Raw genomic sequence first — 17,947 nt, 5'->3', positions numbered from 1 at the left:
TATTATGTTGAACGAAGTGTTTCCTCTAGTGCTCTTGGCAATGCATCGACATATTTTTGGACATCTTCCAGCAAGCCCATACTAACCCTAGACCAGTTTTTGTAGTCTTGATATATCCCGCGTATTAGCACATTTTGTTGTGCCATTCTTTCACGAAAGATATCAGCATTGCCTTGACCCAAGTCGACAAATACAAAACTGGTTTGTGAAGGTAAAGCATATAGTCCATTTGATTTGACAGCATCGTTTACCATCTCTCGGCCTTCAATAATTTTTGACTTAGACATTTTCAGGAACGCTTCGTCATTATAGCTTGCAATTGCCGCCGCGAGGCCAGCTTGATTCATTGCATAGCCTCCTAGTCCAAATCGAGTAATTTGCTCTACCAACGCTTCAGGCGCCATCATATAACCCACTCGCATACCCGCCAAACCATATAGTTTTGAAAATGTTTTAGCGATAACCACGTTGTAGCCTTCTCTGACCAACGACACCATTGAGTTTTCAGCTGGCATATCCGTCACTTCATTATATGCTTCATCTACTAATACCAAGGTCTTCTTCGAAGCTTTTATACAAAACTCTCTAAGCTTCCTTGCATCAGTAAGCATGCCCGTAGGGTTATTTGGATTCGTTACTTGAACCATTGCTACATCGTCGTCAATTGCAGCATATAAGGCATCTAGATCAATGCTAAGATCACTTGTTTTAGCAATACGTTTTATCTTGCCTCCACCGGCCCTCTCCGGCGCTCTAGCTGTCGTATCCCAGAACAAATCTGGACCTAATATCTTGCCAGTTTGAGATGCCGCGATAGCCGCATACGTCAATACACCGCTAGATCCGGAGCTGAGAGAAATATTTTTAGGACTAAGGCTATTCTTTTCCGCAATCATAGAAACAAGGTAACGATATGGCTCGCTCGCATAATAAGCTCCTTTCGCACTCGCCAAAGCCATTTGTTCTAGAGCCGCTTTACTGGGACCATATGGATTCTCATTTGAATCAAGTTTAGCAATACCAAGCTTTGGTCCATAATGTAAGCCTAACTTTTCGCTATTCGTGGACAGTGCATAAACATTGCTGCTGGCACAGGCGCCCGCAATTAACGCCGTTGCCGTTGCTACCGAACCTCTTAAAAACAAACGTCTACTTATACTATCATTCATTCCTTCACCTTTTTTATTGAGTAAGTTAGTTCAAATAACTTTGTAAAACATAGAAAGAGCAACCACTACCAAATACAAGCCAAACAAGCGTTTCAAATGAAACTCGTTCAGGCTATGTGCCAGCTGAGCGCCAAGTGGTGCGGTTACAATAGAAGCCAAACTAATCGAAATAAGGGCTGGTATATTGACGTAGCCGAGTGTGCCATAGGGTAGGTTTTCTGAGCCCTGCCCCATGAATAAAAATCCGAGCGCTCCTGGCAGGCCAATGATAAAGCCCACTCCCGCTGCAGTTGCGATAGATTGATGGACTTGTCTGCCACATATCGTCATTGTCATCACGGTTATAGTGCCACCACCGATCCCCAGCAACGCAGAGAATCCTCCCAAAAAAGTGACTAGGCCTGCCCGCATAAACCCTGTTGGCATGGATAAAGAGGCAGACCGGAAAACAAACATGTGTGGAAATAGGAAATAAATCGAATAAAGTAAAACGCCACTGGCAAATACAAAGACCAAAACCTCACTTGTTGTAGATGACGCTATCACTAGACCAAAAATAACGCCCACGATGAGCCATCCTGTCCATGCCTTTAAAACGTCGAAGTCAACTGCGCCTTTGCGTTTATGCGCTTGCACCGAGCGCGCACTGGAGATGACAATTGATGCTAAAGATGTACCCACCGCAACCCGCATAATGTCTACACTAGATTCAGAAAAAAGCGGAAAAACAGCTAGCAGCACTGGTACCACAACAAATCCACCGCCATTACCAAATAAACCTGACGTGATTCCTGCTATGGCGCCAGCCAGTAAGAGGGTCGCTACAAATAAAACGATATCTATTTCCATCACACGTTAAACCGTTATCGCTATTTATGTAGAATAAGGTAACAAAAGCAGAATTAGTGCCAGAATAATTATGTATATTAATCATGCAGATACAAATTTTCATGTTTATGAAATGCACTGAACTGGGTAGGGCTTGCTGATTTTTTGTGCAAAACAAAAAACCCCAGTCTACTCAGTAAGCTGGGGTTTTGCGTTAATGTGACATTAACTATTGGTATGTATTTGTTTTTATTTTCACACCAATGGGTGCATCCTTACTACGTCCATGTGTTTCCCTGATAAGAGTTGGCGATCCTTAGCCAACTCCTTTTAGCTGTCTTATGAACGACCGCTGGTGAAATCTGGATAGGCTTCCAAACCACACTCGCTGATATCAACACCGTCGTATTCTTCTTCTTCGCTTACACGGATGCCCATGATAGCTTTCAGAGCTAACCAAACGACTAGGCTAGTAACGAATACCCAAACAAAGATAGTGAGTGCGCCAACCAATTGCCCAACAAACGTGGCACCACCGGTTTCACCAGCGACAACATCAACAGTAAGTGGGTTAGTAATCGGAACTAGCAATAGACCAAGTAAACCGACAGTACCATGCACAGAGATAGCACCGACTGGATCATCAATTTTAAGCTTATCAAGCGCAAGGATACTTCCTACTACCAACGCACCACCTAAAGCACCGAATAAGGTTGCTTGTAAAGCAGTTGGTGTTGAAGGTTCAGCAGTAATGGCCACCAGACCAGCCAATGCGCCGTTTAGCGCCATGGTTAAGTCAGCTTTACCAAACAATATACGAGCTAACAATAGTGCAGCAACTAAGCCACCTGCAGCCGCCATGTTCGTATTCATGAACACGACTGCAACAGAGTTTGCGCTATCAACACTAGCGGTCGCAAGCACAGAGCCACCATTAAAACCAAACCAACCCATCCATAGGATGAATGTACCTAAGGTTGCTAATGGTAAGTTAGCACCTGGAATCGCATTGGCTTTGCCATCTTTTCCATATTTACCTTTACGAGCTCCAAGTACCAAAACACCCGCCAAAGCTGCTGCCGCGCCGGCCATATGAACAATACCTGAACCTGCAAAATCTGAGAATCTAAATGCTGGCATCCAATCTGCGGCTGCATCTTCTGGTACAGGAGCACCAAGATTAAACATACCAAAGACATCAGCCCCACCCCAAGTCCAAGAACCAGACATTGGATAGATTACTGCGGTAAGCACAACTGCAAACGCTAAGAAAGCCCAAAGCTTCATACGCTCAGCAACGGCACCCGATACGATAGACATTGCTGTTGCAACGAAAACAACCTGGAAGAAGAAATCAGCTGAAGGCGCGTAACCTGCAGGCTCTTCTGCGCCAGTTACACCATCGCCAGTGATATCTTTAAGGAAGAAACTAAAATCGTCACCGCCGTACATGATGCTATAACCACAAATCATGTACATGATGCACGATATTGCATATAGCGACACGTTCTTGGTTAAAATTTCTGTGGTGTTTTTAGCGCGTACAAGACCCGCTTCTAACATAGTAAAACCTGCAGCCATCCACATAACAAGTGCGCCGCAGATTAAGAAATAAAAGGTATCTAGTGCATACCCAAGTTCGAATGTGATTTCCATTTTTGTACTCCGATTATCTAACTGCGCTACTTTATAGTGCGTCTGCGTCTGCTTCACCAGTACGAATACGTACTGCTTGCTCTAAGTCATAGACGAATACTTTTCCGTCACCAATTTTGCCAGTTTTCGCTGCACCAACGATTGCCTCAACTAGGCGCTCTACTTGGTCGTCATTCACAGCAATCTCAAGTTTCACTTTCGGAAGAAAATCAACTTGGTATTCTGCGCCACGATATAGCTCGGTGTGACCTTTTTGGCGACCAAAACCTTTTACTTCAGTTACGGTCAAACCGTCGATGCCAATCTCTGAGATGGCTTCACGAACATCATCAAGCTTAAAAGGCTTAATGATTGCGGTGACTAGTTTCATGATGTGCTCCTGCTTTTTTCATTAGTAATACCTGCAATTAAGATTTGCTATTCAAGAGCAATGCCAACAAATAAAAGTTATATTTTTCAAACAGATGATGAGATGAGAGACATATTTAGATACAAAAAACGCACCCTTATGGTGCATTTTTAAATTATCGCCCCAGTAAGGAGCAATGTGGTTTTATTCTCCGAACAAACGGTCCCAGAGGCTTCGTTTTTTCTCTTTGACTTTCGCCGGCGCTTGCTTGCCATTGCAGGGCATGGAGTGTGAAGGTAAAGCACTCAAAATAGCCGGCACACTTATAATCTCGCCGCAACCTGGTGCTGAGAGTTCACCCGTACTTGCGTCAAAATGCGCAATACCTAAGCCTTGCGGGAATCTTCTCGATAGATTTTTAGGTGATTGTCGATGCTGAAACGCAATGTAGATTTGCATTGCACCGCTGGCTCCAGACAAATTCACCGGCGAGTTTTCGTCAGCACCCATCCAAACGCTACTGACGAGATTGCGATCAAATCCTGCAAACCAGCTATCTCGATAATCATTTGTTGTGCCAGTCTTGCCCGCCATGTTGACTGTAGGAAAGTTTTGTCGAATGGCTTTTCCGGTGCCTTCTAAAGTCACTTTGTGCAAAGCATAGTTAATGAGGTAAGTAGCTGACTCGTCAATGCGATTTTCACTGTCTACATCACGTAAATACAACAACGCGTTTTCGTTAGACGTGACTGCTGTTAGGCTGTGTAACTCATTGAAAACACCATTGTTCGCAATAGTTTGATACATTTGATTGACCTGTAAAGGTGATAGGTCAATAGCGCCTAGCGTCAAAGCGGGCACTAATTCAATGTCCTTCTCTACACCTAAACGATTGATCGTGTAAGCTACTTCATCCAAGCCTAATGCCATGCCTAAGCGAACCGTGGGCACGTTATACGACTTACTTAAGGCTTCAATCAACGCAACTTGTCCTCGAAATTGCTTATCGGCATTCAGGGGCTCCCAATACTTTCCACCTGTGCTTCGCATCTTAACAGGCGTGTCCTCTAACATAGTTGCTAAGTTGTAGTTGCTTGAGTCTTCTAAGGCCGTTAAATATACCGCGGGTTTAACCAATGAACCGATGGGGCGATAAGCGTTCAAAGCCCGATTGAAGCCGCTGAAGCTAGTATTCTTGCCTCCCACAATTGCTCTTATCTCACCCGAGCGTATATCGGACACCACCATCGCGGCTTCCAATTCTGTTTGCTTTCGCTGTTCGCTGATCTCTTTAACTTTTTCTTGCAAGGCTGCTTCTGCGCGACGCTGGGCATTGATATCAAGCGTCGTATAAACCTTAACACCGGATAATCTTTCTGAAGGCCGATTCACCACTTGGTAAAGTTCGTCTCTCACCTTATCCATAAAAGCTGGATGCTTGCCACTAGCTAAACTCTTGCTGCTATTGATATTTAGCGGTGTAGATACGTAACCTTCATAATCACTTCTATCTATTTCATTTGCCTCGAATAATAAACGAAGGACTAAGTTACGGCGCTCAAGTGCGCGTTCGCTATATTTATTTGGTTCGTAATAAGAAGGACCTTTAACTAAGCCTACCAGCGTGGCAATTTCCGGGACGGATAACTCTGGCAATGGCTTGTCAAAATAGAAATGACTCGCTAGGCCAAAACCATGCACTGCGACGGCCCCATTCTGCCCCAAAAACACTTCATTTATATATGCGTTTAGAATCTGTTCTTTGCTATATCGAAAGTCGATGACCAAGGCCATGACTGCTTCTTTCGCTTTGCGCACATAAGACCGCTCTCGTGTGAGGAAGAAGTTTTTTGCTAACTGCTGCGTTAAAGTGCTACCGCCCTGTACCGTGCGTCCAGCAGTGATATTGGCAAAAAAAGCGCGCAAGATAGAAGTAGGCGCAATACCATGATGCTCGTAGAAATCTCGGTCTTCCACAATGACCAGTGCCTGCTGCAGGAGCGGTGGTATATCATCAGCACCAACTAACATTCGATCCTCATCAAGACCCTTTACAAGACGAGACACCAGCCACGGCTCTAAACGTGTCATAGCAACCTGACGATTACGGCCATTCGAATCACCATCAGACATAAATTGGATCGTCGAAATACGACTTCCTTCCCATACTATGCGAATATCTCTTTCAGGCTCAAAGCCTTGAGGATAGTGAAAAGAACGGCGCTTAATACGCAACTGATCAGCATGCACGTGATATTCGCCAGTGGATTTTGCTGTAGCCACTTTGCGATAGCCTAAAAGTCGTAACTCATCCATTACCTCAGCTTTGCTGATTTCGAGTTTTTCCTGCAGCACTAAAGGGCGAGCGAATATTTGTGCAGGCACTTGCCATTTATTTCCATCAAACCGGTGCTTCACCTGCGCATCGATGTAGACAAAATAGGCAGCGAGTGCAGCGAAAGAAACAATAAACAGCTTCCAGAAGTGCCGCTTCAGCCATCTAAATGGGAGTAAGGGTATCTCTTTGATCTTCAATGAACTTAACTTCTCTTAGTGATTTAGCGCAAAGACTCGTCATGATTAACTTGTTATTTTTGTTGAGTCCGCTGTATTTTAGCTTAATACCATGGTCGAAAACTATAGACTTTATTAGGGCAGCGGCATAGGCTAAAAGTTCGCCAGTAAACTGATTTGTCTAAATGAGGTGTTTATGAAAGTGAAAATCGAGCTAGATTTGAGCCCAGCAGAGGCGCGTGAAATATTCGGACTCCCCGACTTTAGCCAGTTACATGCAGACATTACCGAGGATATGGCCAAACAATGTGCCCAAGATCCTCAGAAAGCCTTTGAAACTTTCATCAAACCGTCATTGGAAAGTGGCATAACAGGCTTCAGCGCCTATCAAAAAATGATGGAGTCATTCTTGGCCTCGAATAACAAATAACCATTTAAGTACAATAAAAGATAAAGCGTTAACACTCACTCGGCAAATGGAGAACACAGATGGGAACGGATGAAAAAGAAGTACTCGCCTATATCGAAAAGTACGCGGCTGTCTTCAATACCATGGCGCAAGAAGTGCTTGCCCGCTCAGCCCAAAATGCTGAGGGTGGTTCTGTTGATATGCAAAGTTTATTCGACCCACAAAAACTGGGTGCTCTGTTAAATGGCGATATTAAAGTTGATTCAAACAAGCTTATCCAACAGCAAATGCACTACATGCAAAAACAAGCTGAGTTATGGCAGGAAGCTTCAAAGGCGATGATGGGTGAAGCCTTACAAACCAAAGTAGCAGAACAATCGAAAGACAAACGCTTTGCGCATGGCGATTGGAACGAAAACCCTGTATTCCACTATATAAAGGAATCTTACTTAGCGAATTCAGATTTGCTCAGCAGCATGATTGACGCCATTGAATTTGCTGATGAGAAAGCCGAGAAACAAGCGAAGTTCTTTACTCGTCAGTACGTGAACTCCCTTTCCCCCACAAACTTTGTACTAACGAATCCTGAAGTGTGTGAAGAAGTATTAAAGAGCAAAGGACAAAACTTAGTAAAAGGGATGCAAAACTTCTTGGAGGACTTGGAGAAAAGTCCACTAGAAGCTTTTAAAATGCGTCAAACTGACAGTAGTGGTTTTGTATTGGGCGAGAACTTAGCGAATACACCTGGAAAAATTGTATATCAAAATGAATTAATGCAACTCATTCATTACGCTCCTCTGCACAAACAACATCATCAGACCCCAATGCTGATCACCCCACCCTTTATCAACAAATATTATGTGCTCGATTTGGACGAGAAGAAGTCGATGGTGCGGGGATTATTGGATGCGGGCTATTCTGTATTTATGATTTCATGGGTAAACCCTGAAGCCGAACTAGCAGATAACGACTTTGTTGATTACATGCGCAAAGGGCCTATCGCTGCAATTGAACAGATCAAAACGATTACCAAACAAAAGAAAGTGAATTTAACGGGCTTTTGTGTGGGTGGCACTCTCTCTGCCATGACAGTTGCCTATCTGAGAGGGCTGAAGGATGAATCAGTTAATTCCCTGACATTTTTAACCACGCTGTTGGACTTCAGTGAACCTGGCGAAGTTGCTAATTATTTCTCAGAAGACATGCTACCGATGATTGAACAGAACGCAGATATTAAAGGCGTCTTCGATGGTCGAATTATCGGTATGAGCTTCAGCTTACTTCGTGAGAACAGCTTGTTCTGGTCGTTCTTCATCGACAATTATTTGAAAGGAAAAGATCCTGCTCCTTTCGACATTCTGCATTGGAATAGTGACTCAACAAACATCCCCGCAGCATGTTTCAAGCAATACTTACGCACGACTTACTGGGAAAACAAACTCAAGGACCCAGGTGCTATAGTTATTGACGGCGTAAGTATCGACCTAGGTAATATCGATGTACCATGCTATTTCCTCTCTACTATTGCTGACCATATTGTACTTTGGAAAGGGGCATATGAAGGAACTAAACTTGTTTCAGGTGACAGTCGCTTTGTCTTAGCTGGTTCTGGACACTTGGCCGGTGTTATCAATCCAACCAAAGGTGGCAAGTATCCACATTGGATCAATGAGGATTTACCTGAGAGCCCTGACGAATGGTTCGAAGGCGCCACAGAGCACGCTGGCTCATGGTGGCCTGACTGGCATTCGTGGTTGTCTCCACTTTCAGGCAAAAAGCTCACTGCACCAATACCTGGACAGCACAAGGATTACCCTGCATTAATGGATGCACCAGGCACATATGTGATGAAACGTTTGGGCGAATAGTCCAAACCTCCGCATTGATTCAATTTCAAAACATGCTTTTTATCGGAAACTAAGCTAACCTTTAGAGGTACGCTCTATTTAGCGTATTGATACTCCCCATCTTTCATCGAGTCGAGGTTACATTGGTCGTTATTAAAAAATATCCAAATAGGCGTTTATACGATAGTTCACAAAGCAAATACGTGAACTTAGATTTTATCAAAGTATTAATTAATGACCGTGTTGAATTTAAAATTGTCGATTCTAAAACCGATGCAGACCTAACCAAGTCGGTCTTGCTTCAAATAATCAGCGAATCTGAAACCAATGAACAACAGTCATTGCTAACTGATGTTTTATTGAAACAACTTATCCGCTTCTACGATAGCGACATGGAAGTATTCGTTCGACAGTACCTAGAACAAAGTATTGTGCAGTTTATTGAGCAGCAAGATAAAGTCCAAGGTTTGATGAAAAATATGGTCGATAACAGCCCGATCGGGATGTTTTCAAAAATAATGGAACAGAATATGTCAGCTTGGAACATGAACCCTCAAAACAAAAAAGACAGTTAAATCAGCTAGTTGATTTAAGCTCCTCAGTCCAAACCTAATTTAGATCAAGAAAATGTTGCACTGCAACAAAATAATCCTTGATCTTCTTCTCAAATTGACTATTATTTGAACATACGAAATGTTGCAGCGCAGCAATTAGCGATAAATATTCGAAATCAGATTGAGGAAAAGTCATGTTTGGTCAATTTACAGAACAAATGAAAAAGTCGTCACAACCCGCTAGCGATTTATTTGCAGCTAATGTGAAAGCACTTGAAGCCGTTTCTCAGCAACAAACTCAATTTTTGTCAGGTGTTTTAGATGACAGTGTAAAGCTGTTACAAACGATGTCTCAACAAACTGAAGTAAAGGGTCTACTCGCTGCTCAATCAGTGTATGCCGAATCAGTAAGAGAACGCTTAACAAGTACGTCAAAAACTACCTATGGCACGATGAATACTGTGTCGCAGCAATTTGCTGATGCCCTGAAAACAGGTTTAGAAAGCGCAGGCGAAGCAAGCAAAGCTGCCGTAGCAAAAATGCAAGCAGCGCCGGTAACGGCAGCGACGCCATCAAAGGTAACACCGGCTAAAAAAGCAACTACGTCAAAAGCAAAACCGGCCACAAAAAAAACAGCACCTGCTAAAAATAGCGCTCAGGTGAAATCTGCACCAGTAAAAGCAGACACAGTTAAGACGACGCCAGCGAAGGCCGCGCCCGCTGTAAAACCAGCAAAAGCCGCAGCGAAGAAAGCGCCAGCAAAAACGATAACAAAAACAACGGCACCAAAGGCTACTGTCAAACCAGCACCGAAGCCTGTTGCCAACTTAAGCGCAGATGAAGTTAAAGCAACGCCGAAAACAAAAGCGGCGCCTGTAAAGAGTAGTAAAGTTGACGCAAAAACCACCGCGACGACAACAAAATCGACTAAATAAGTTAGTCAGCGACCAAGTAATTAGTTTTTTAAATTAAATCGGAGATACATCATGTTAGAACAAATGAATGAACAACTTAAAGAGTCGATGAAGCCAGTAACTGAACTAGCAACATTGAACATGTCTACACTTCAAGCATTAGCAGAAAAGCAAAATGCTCTTTTCTCTACACTATTGAGTGGTGGCGTTTCTTTCGCTGAAACAGCGAGCCAGCAAAAAGACGTAATGAGCCTTGCTGAAACTCAAAAAGCTTACTTAGAGTCTTTACAAGAAACCGTAACAGACGCTGCAAAGGAAACTTACACTATCGTTTCTGGCGCACAAGCAAAAGCAGGCGAAATGATGAAAGGGATCAGCGAAGAGCTGAGCTCAAAAATGACTGCAGCCGCTGCAGCAAAATAAAATAGAGCGTTATATCTTTGTTGCTTTCAGCATAAAGAAAATCGTTAACGAAGCTCCAATCGCAAGGATACATTTGGTCTTAGTGATTGGAGTTTTTTTATCCCACAGAATCACTTTCTATACTCACTCTAGGTTAGAAAGACTTATATTACCTAAAATGATTATACAAAGTGCTATTCTGAAGCTGAGGAAAATAAATGAATTATCAAGCGTATGACTATTTGGCCCGCAGTGGTCAACTAATGAGTGAAGGCTTTGGCTTAATGAATGACATTGTCTCTCACCCAAGCAATCCTTTTTCATATACTTGGACTGGCCGCATTGCCAGCGCTACTCTAGAGACAGCAATTAGAGTGACTCAGCGCTATGACAAACTCGGATTTAACATAGATTCTGTCGACGTAGACGGTAAAACAATTAGCGTCAATGAAGAAGTCGTTATGAACCTACCCTTTTGCAACTTGATTCATTTCAATCGCAGTGGTCAGGTTGCAAAAGACAAAGTGCTATTAGTCGCGCCTCTTTCAGGGCATCACGCCACACTGCTTAAAGGAACGGTTGAAGCTTTGCTGCCTGAACATGAAGTGTATATTACTGATTGGCTAGATGCTCGTGAAGTACCTCTAGAAGCGGGCCCTTTCTCCTTCGACTGCTATGTAAGCTACCTTATCGAGTTCCTAAACCATTTAGGTGATAACTCGCACATGATTGCTATCTGCCAACCGACGGTGCAAGCATTAATCGCCACTGCAGTGATGGCTGAAGAAAAAAATCCAAATACGCCCAAATCCTTAACATTGATGGCAGGGCCAATTGACACGACAAAGAATCCAACACGAGTGAATGAGTTTTCACATGAGCGCCCAATGACATGGTTCAAAAATGTTGCCATTATGAAAGTGCCAGTAGGCTATCCTGGTGAGGGCCGTCAAGTGTATCCGGGCTTTATGCAACTCGGCGGCTTTATTTCGATGAACAAACAAACACACATGAAAAAGCATCAAATGTATTTTCAAAACCTGTTGTTTGGCGAAAAAGAAGACGCAGATCGTTTTAGAGCGTTTTATGATGAATACATGGCAGTTCTCGATATGCCTGCAGAGTTTTACCTAGAAACGATTGAACGCGTATTCAAGAACAATGAATTAGCGAATAATACAATTACCTATGCAGGTAAGCCCGTCAACTTTGGTGCGATTAGAGATACAGCACTACTGACAGTGGAAGGCGCTGACGATGATATTTGTGGTATTGGCCAAACTGAAGCGGCACAAGATTTATGCACTAATGTACCAAAAGACAAGCGCAAACATCATTTACAACCCGGAGCAGGGCACTACGGTATTTTTAGTGGTTCGATGTATCGAAAGAACATTCGTCCCCTCGTCACTGAATTTATCGATAAATACTCCTAGGCTCACGCGAAATACGAGTTAAGGAATAGGAATTTACTTTGCTCATTAACAATAAAAATTCGTAAAAGCAGTGCATTACCAAATAGGGTGATGCACTTTTTTGTTTTTTGATGGTCACAAAAGGTAATTACTGATAATTTATTGTCATTGGTAGTTATCACATAAACAAGCTGAAACCCGATTCGAGAACCAATATCTCCTCATACAAATCATAATCACAGTGGACCAAAGGAATGACGAAAAACATCAATAAATCTCTTCAATACTACCTATCTATTTTCATCGTCGCCAATGCAATCAGCCTGTCTAGTTTTGGCGCAATGGCACAAACTATCGTCGATGAGAACGCAGAAGCGATAGACTTCGAACAATGCAAAGAAACACTGGCCATCACTGCAGAAGAAAAAGGGGTCAGTGTTAATTTAATCCAAACTGAAATCCCTAGACTTAAACAAATTCCAAAAGTACTTGAATACGATCGAAATCAGCCTGAGTTTGTGCAGACGTTTCCGAGTTACTATAGCAAGCGTGTAAACGACTGGCGCATTGATAAAGGCAAAGCCGCACTCAAAGAACACGATGAATTTCTAAAAGAGTTGACGCGTCGATTCGGCATTCCAGGTCATTATTTGTTAGCCTTTTGGGGATTGGAAACAAATTTTGGCAATTACAAAGGTAAGATGTCTACACTAGACTCCCTGGCAACACTCGCCTGTGATCCTCGCAGAAGCGAATACTTTACCGGTGAGTTGATATTGGCATTGAAACTGATGGAACGCGAATCACTCAATAAAGAACAGATGATCGGTTCATGGGCAGGTGCAATGGGCCATACTCAGTTCATGCCGACTGCGTATATGAAATATGCCATCGATGGCGATGATGATGGAAAAATCGACCTTTGGAACAGTGAAAAAGACGCCCTAGCATCAGCCGCAAACTTCCTCGCTAACTTAGGTTGGAAGCCTGGCCTGCGCTGGGGAAGAGAGGTCACACTTCCAGAAGCATTTGATTATTCAACGCTAGGAAGCGATAAGAAAGAAATCTCACATTGGACCGCAATGGCACTGACTAAAACAAATGGCCAGAGCTTAGGGGAATCATCGATACCCTCAAAACTCATCATTCCCGCTGGCCATCAGGGTCCTGCATTTTTGGTATATCATAACTTCGATGTCATTCTGCGATGGAATAATTCTGAGTTCTACGGCATTGCAGTGGGTCAATTGGCAAACCGTATTTTGGGTAACGATGAGCTGAGTAAAGCACTCCCTGACTTACCTAGCTACAGCGTTTCACAAATGGCAAATATGCAACGAAAATTGAACGCGCTTGGGATTGATGTCGGCGGGGCTGACGGCATTATTGGTCCTGCGACACGCTCAGGTATCAGTCAGTTCCAAGCTAAACATGGTTTGGTTGCCGATGGTTTTCCATCGAAGGAAACCTACACTGCTATCATGAACACCCAATAGACTTTATCGGCACTTGGTTATATGTGCATAAAAAAGAGGCCATAAATGGCCTCTCTTCTGTTCAGATGGGTCTCTATACAAGCCAAGTAGGCTTAGTACATGTGTTGACCACCATTGATAGACAAGGTTGAGCCTGTAATAAAACCGGATTCGTCATCAACTAAAAAAGCCACGCTGTTAGCAATATCTTCAGGTTTACCTAGACGCCCAACTGGGATTGTCTTTATGATTTTAGCTAATACGTCCTCAGGCACCGCTCGCACCATATCAGTGTCGACATAACCAGGCGCAATCGCATTCACGGTAATGCCTTTACCAGCGCCCTCAAGGGCTAGTGCTTTGGTAAAGCCGTGAATACCCGATTTAGCAGCAGCGTAGTTCACTTGACCGTACTGACCGGCTTGGCCGTTTACAGAGCCTACGTTTATGATGCGACCAAACTGACGTTCTCTCATTCCGTCAATCACCGCTCGGCAAGTATTAAAACAAGATGCTAAGTTAGTTTGAATAACAGCATCCCATTGTTCAAAACTCATTCTGTGCATTGTCCCGTCGCGCGTAATCCCTGCATTATTCACTAGAATATCGATATGCCCGTAATCATTTTCGATTTTTTCAATAGCGGCTGCCGTTGCTGTAAAATCTGACACGTCGAATTTTACTGCGGGAATGCCGGTGCGCTCGCTAAATTCAGCCGCCTTCACGTCATTTCCGCCATAGTTCGCAATAACTTTGTATCCTTTATTGGCTAATGTTGTACAAATTGCTTCGCCTATACCACGAGTCCCGCCTGTTACTAATGCTACTCTAGTCATATCCATTTCCTGTTTTGTTATTGCTAGCTATGTTTCCGAGACCTTTCTAGGCCGACTTCGACAAGGCAGGTGAATCCACCTCCCTTTTCATGCACACCATAATAGATGAGATGATTGTTTATAATACATACAATACATGACAAAAATGAGACTTTGGTCTATCCAGTTTTAAAACAGTAAAATAGCTTGATGTAGATCATCAACTTAAGGCGCAATCGGCATATTCCATTCACTTTGTGCATAGTTTTAAAAATACCTGTTCATGGGCGCTTTAGCGGCGTTATACTCGGTGGTATAAGGTGAATGATTGTTTGAAAAAAAAGGAGTAAATGTGCAAAACACTTACCGTTTGGTGATTGATTGTCCTGACCAAACTGGACTCGTCGCAGCAGTATCACAATTTCTCACTGACCATGGTGCGAATATTCTCGAGGCCAACCATCATACAGATTTGCAGTTACAACGCTTTTTTATGCGCCATGAGATTGAAGCTGATTCGGTTCAACTCAGCCACAAAGCGTTTGTCGACGCTTTTAGCAAAATAGCGCAAGCGTACGATATGCGTTGGACCCTTAATAATTCAGACACTAAAGCGAAAGTTGCTTTGCTAGCGAGCAAAGAGTCCCATTGTTTAATCGACGTACTGCATCGCTGGCATACTGGTGAGTTGCAGTGTGACATCCCCTGTATTATTGCTAACCATGAAAAGATGCGCGAATATGCCGATTGGTACAAAGTCCCCTTTCATTATATTGATTTTAGCGATAAAAAAGTGGCGTTCGCTGAAATCGAAAGACTGCTCGACCATTATCAAATTGACCTAACCGTACTCGCGCGTTTTATGCAGATAGTTCCCGATTATTTATGTCAGAAGCTAGCCGGTAAAGCGATTAATATTCATCATAGTTTCTTACCTTCGTTTGCTGGCGCCAAGCCTTATCAACAAGCCTACGAGAGAGGTGTAAAACTGATCGGAGCGACATGCCACTACGTAACTACAGACTTAGATGAAGGTCCAATCATTGAACAAGAAGTACTGCGTATTAGTCATAGCGACAGCTCCTTAGATATGGTGAGAAAAGGGAAACGTTGTGAAGTCAACGCATTAGCCAATGGTATCCGATATCACCTGCAAGATCGCGTCATCATTCATCAAAACAAAACTGTTGTTTTTGCATAACAATCGCCTCAACTAGCATGGCCTGAATACTTGCGTTACAAACGCGGTATGCCTACTATTGAGGCGACAAATGAAAATAGAGCATCAGATTCTATCCATCTCAAATAAGTAAAAAGGAAAACGACATGAAGAAAGTGCTACTAAGCCTATCTGCAATAGCGATGGCTTTATCACTTGCCGGCTGCTCAGAACAACCTACAGAGCAAGCCAAACCCGAAATCATCGAACAACAAAGTATTGAGAACGTACTTTTAGAACAATTTGCTGGCCCTTATGGTGGCGTACCCGCTTTTGAAAGCATGTCTTTGGCCGATTTGAAACCTGCTCTAGAGAAAGGCATGGAATTGAATCTCGCTGAAATTGATGCGATCGCGAACAACCCTGAGCCACCCACTTTCGAAAACACGATTGTCGCGATGGAGCGAGCAGGCGACGAGCTTGGCCGAGTGTTCACGTACTGGGGCATATGGAGTTCGAACATATCCTCGCCTGAGTTCAGAGAGATACAAAAAGAAATGGTGCCGGTCATCAGCGCATTTTCTTCGAAAATCACCCAAAACGAAAAGTTATTTGAACGCGTAAAAGCGGTTTACGAAAGCGACGAGTTAAAAGCACTCGGTACTGAAGAACAACGAGTGACTTGGTTAACTTATAATGGTTTTGCCAGAAACGGGGCAACCTTGAACGCGGAAGACAAAAAGCGGTACGCCGAGATAAACCAAGAGCTTGCGTCATTGCAAACACAATTTTCAAGTAACATTCTTGCCGATGAAGAAAACTACGTTCTATATTTGAGTGAAGACCAATTGGCTGGGCTTCCAGAATCATTCGTAAAAGCTTCAGCAGGTATGGCTGAGAGCCGCGGTGAAGTAGGTAAATACGCGATTACCAATACACGCTCATCGATGGACCCCTTCTTAACTTACTCTGAGAATCGAGAGTTAAGAGAAAAAGTATGGCGCACCTATTACAGTCGTGGAGACAACGGTGATCAGTTTGACAACAATGAGTTAATCAAACAAATCTTAGCGCTACGCCACGAACGAATTAAGTTACTAGGCTATGATAACTATGCGCAATGGCGTCTGGAAGACCGCATGGCTAAAACACCAGAACGCGCAATGGCCTTAATGGAAAAAGTCTGGCCTGCAGCTATCGCACGTGTCGAAGAAGAAGTTGCAGATATGCAAGCTATCGCTGACGCGGAAGGTGCTGATATTACCATCGAGCCTTGGGATTATCGCTTCTACGCTGAAAAAGTGAGAAAAGACAAATACTCACTCGACTCTGACGAAGTGAAACAATACTTGCAACTAGACAAACTGCGCGAAGCGATGTTTTATGTTGCCGGCCGCCTATTCAACTTTGAGTTTACGCCAGTGGATGAGGGTAAAGTACCTGTATTTCATCCAGACGTGAAAGTATGGGAAGTGAAAGACAAAACAAGCGGTAATTTAGTTGGATTGTGGTACCTAGACCCATTTGCAAGACAAGGTAAACGCTCGGGTGCATGGGCAACGACCTATCGTAGCTACACTACCTTCGACGGAGAGAAAACCGTACTGTCTTCGAACAATTCAAACTTCGTGAAAGGTGCGGATGGTGAACCAACACTGATCTCTTGGGATGACGCAGAGACGTATTTCCATGAATTTGGTCATGCCTTACATTTCTTATCTGCCGACGTGAAGTACCCCACTTCGCACTCTGGTGTGCGTGACTACACTGAATTCCAATCACAATTGTTAGAGCGTTGGTTGACCACAGATGAAGTCATCAATACATACCTAGTGCACTACAAAACGGGTGAGCCGATTCCTCAGGAATTAGTTGCTAAAATTAAGAACGCCTCAACCTTCAATGAAGGCTTTAAAACGACAGAGTACATGTCTTCTGCCATTATGGATTTGCTGTATCACACAACCGATCCAGCTAAGATTGAGCCTGATAGTTTTGAGCGTGAACAATTAACCCGTTTAGGTATGCCAGAAGAAGTTGTTATGCGTCACAGAACAACTCATTTCGGTCATATCTTTTCAAGTGAAGGCTATGCGTCAGCTTATTATGGGTATATGTGGGCAGAAGTATTAACATCGGATGCTGCAGAAGCCTTCGCAGAAGCACCAGGCGGCTTTTACGATGAAGAAGTTGGTGCACGTTTAGTTAAGTACTTATTCTCTGTCAGAAACGCAATGGACCCAGCTGAAGCCTATCGTATGTTTAGAGGGCGAGATGCGAAGGTTGAAGCTCTGATGCGAGATCGTGGATTTCCTGTGACGTCCGAAGAATAGCCATCAGGCTCATCGTGCGATAGTCACCGAGCGATAGTCTCATCCAGCGAAAATAGAAGGCCATATAATCTAACATGATATGGCCTTTTTTATGTTTCGAGAGCGCTT

The 17,947-nt window shown here is 43.4% G+C and carries 15 protein-coding genes; 9 read left to right on the top strand and 6 right to left on the bottom strand.

Going from position 1 to position 17,947, the window contains the following annotated elements; translation table 11 throughout:
• Positions 1 to 2: 2 nt before the first annotated feature.
• The 5 genes from RM544_RS07075 to mrcB all read right to left on the bottom strand — a co-directional run bounded on the left by RM544_RS07075 (position 3) and on the right by mrcB (position 6,537).
• Positions 3 to 1,169: a pyridoxal phosphate-dependent aminotransferase gene (locus RM544_RS07075; RefSeq protein WP_311361060.1), complete on the bottom strand. Its 1,167-nt coding sequence runs from the start codon at positions 1,167 to 1,169 to the stop codon at positions 3 to 5.
• 30 nt (positions 1,170 to 1,199) lie between these two features.
• The gene (locus RM544_RS07070; protein ID WP_311361354.1) at positions 1,200 to 2,018 is read right to left on the bottom strand and encodes a sulfite exporter TauE/SafE family protein; all 819 of its coding nucleotides are present in this window, start codon (positions 2,016 to 2,018) and stop codon (positions 1,200 to 1,202) included.
• Between the two features lie 318 nt (positions 2,019 to 2,336).
• Positions 2,337 to 3,653, bottom strand: a complete 1,317-nt coding sequence (amt, locus tag RM544_RS07065; protein WP_311361059.1) for an ammonium transporter — start codon at positions 3,651 to 3,653, stop codon at positions 2,337 to 2,339.
• 31 nt (positions 3,654 to 3,684) lie between these two features.
• The gene (gene glnK / locus RM544_RS07060; RefSeq protein ID WP_101182143.1) at positions 3,685 to 4,023 is read right to left on the bottom strand and encodes a P-II family nitrogen regulator; all 339 of its coding nucleotides are present in this window, start codon (positions 4,021 to 4,023) and stop codon (positions 3,685 to 3,687) included.
• Between the two features lie 183 nt (positions 4,024 to 4,206).
• Positions 4,207 to 6,537 (bottom strand): penicillin-binding protein 1B, encoded by a 2,331-nt coding sequence (gene mrcB, locus RM544_RS07055; RefSeq protein WP_311361058.1) that lies wholly within the window; start codon positions 6,535 to 6,537, stop codon positions 4,207 to 4,209.
• Positions 6,538 to 6,712: 175 nt separating this feature from the next.
• Here mrcB and RM544_RS07050 point away from each other — a divergent pair, with 175 nt between their 5' ends.
• From RM544_RS07050 to RM544_RS07020, 7 genes are all read left to right on the top strand, one after another.
• Positions 6,713 to 6,946 (top strand): hypothetical protein, encoded by a 234-nt coding sequence (locus RM544_RS07050; RefSeq protein ID WP_311361057.1) that lies wholly within the window; start codon positions 6,713 to 6,715, stop codon positions 6,944 to 6,946.
• 59 nt (positions 6,947 to 7,005) lie between these two features.
• On the top strand, positions 7,006 to 8,793 hold the full coding sequence (locus tag RM544_RS07045; RefSeq protein WP_311361056.1) for a PHA/PHB synthase family protein: 1,788 nt from the start codon (positions 7,006 to 7,008) through the stop codon (positions 8,791 to 8,793).
• A gap of 86 nt (positions 8,794 to 8,879) precedes the next feature.
• Positions 8,880 to 9,347 (top strand): polyhydroxyalkanoate synthesis repressor PhaR, encoded by a 468-nt coding sequence (gene phaR / locus RM544_RS07040; RefSeq protein WP_311361055.1) that lies wholly within the window; start codon positions 8,880 to 8,882, stop codon positions 9,345 to 9,347.
• Positions 9,348 to 9,520: 173 nt separating this feature from the next.
• Positions 9,521 to 10,261 carry a TIGR01841 family phasin gene (gene phaP / locus RM544_RS07035; RefSeq protein ID WP_311361054.1) on the top strand — a complete coding sequence of 247 codons (741 nt, stop codon included), beginning with the start codon at positions 9,521 to 9,523 and terminating at the stop codon, positions 10,259 to 10,261.
• A 51-nt stretch (positions 10,262 to 10,312) separates the two neighbouring features.
• Positions 10,313 to 10,663: a phasin family protein gene (locus RM544_RS07030; protein WP_311361053.1), complete on the top strand. Its 351-nt coding sequence runs from the start codon at positions 10,313 to 10,315 to the stop codon at positions 10,661 to 10,663.
• A gap of 197 nt (positions 10,664 to 10,860) precedes the next feature.
• The gene (locus tag RM544_RS07025) at positions 10,861 to 12,078 is read left to right on the top strand and encodes a polyhydroxyalkanoate depolymerase (RefSeq protein WP_311361052.1); all 1,218 of its coding nucleotides are present in this window, start codon (positions 10,861 to 10,863) and stop codon (positions 12,076 to 12,078) included.
• A 233-nt stretch (positions 12,079 to 12,311) separates the two neighbouring features.
• Positions 12,312 to 13,553: a lytic murein transglycosylase gene (locus RM544_RS07020; protein ID WP_311361051.1), complete on the top strand. Its 1,242-nt coding sequence runs from the start codon at positions 12,312 to 12,314 to the stop codon at positions 13,551 to 13,553.
• Positions 13,554 to 13,645: 92 nt separating this feature from the next.
• Here RM544_RS07020 and phbB read toward each other — a convergent pair whose 3' ends face one another.
• Positions 13,646 to 14,368 (bottom strand): acetoacetyl-CoA reductase, encoded by a 723-nt coding sequence (phbB, locus tag RM544_RS07015; protein WP_311361050.1) that lies wholly within the window; start codon positions 14,366 to 14,368, stop codon positions 13,646 to 13,648.
• A 331-nt stretch (positions 14,369 to 14,699) separates the two neighbouring features.
• Between phbB and purU the strand changes: the two genes are divergently transcribed.
• Both purU and RM544_RS07005 read left to right on the top strand, forming a co-directional pair.
• Positions 14,700 to 15,548, top strand: a complete 849-nt coding sequence (gene purU / locus RM544_RS07010; RefSeq protein WP_311361049.1) for a formyltetrahydrofolate deformylase — start codon at positions 14,700 to 14,702, stop codon at positions 15,546 to 15,548.
• 125 nt (positions 15,549 to 15,673) lie between these two features.
• Complete coding sequence (locus RM544_RS07005; protein WP_311361048.1) at positions 15,674 to 17,839, top strand: M3 family metallopeptidase; 2,166 nt, start codon at positions 15,674 to 15,676, stop codon at positions 17,837 to 17,839.
• Positions 17,840 to 17,947 lie beyond the last annotated feature (108 nt).

The organism is Brumicola blandensis (assembly GCF_031846165.1).
Lineage (GTDB): Bacteria > Pseudomonadota > Gammaproteobacteria > Enterobacterales > Alteromonadaceae > Glaciecola > Glaciecola blandensis.
This window is presented reverse-complemented; position numbering and strand designations above follow the sequence as displayed.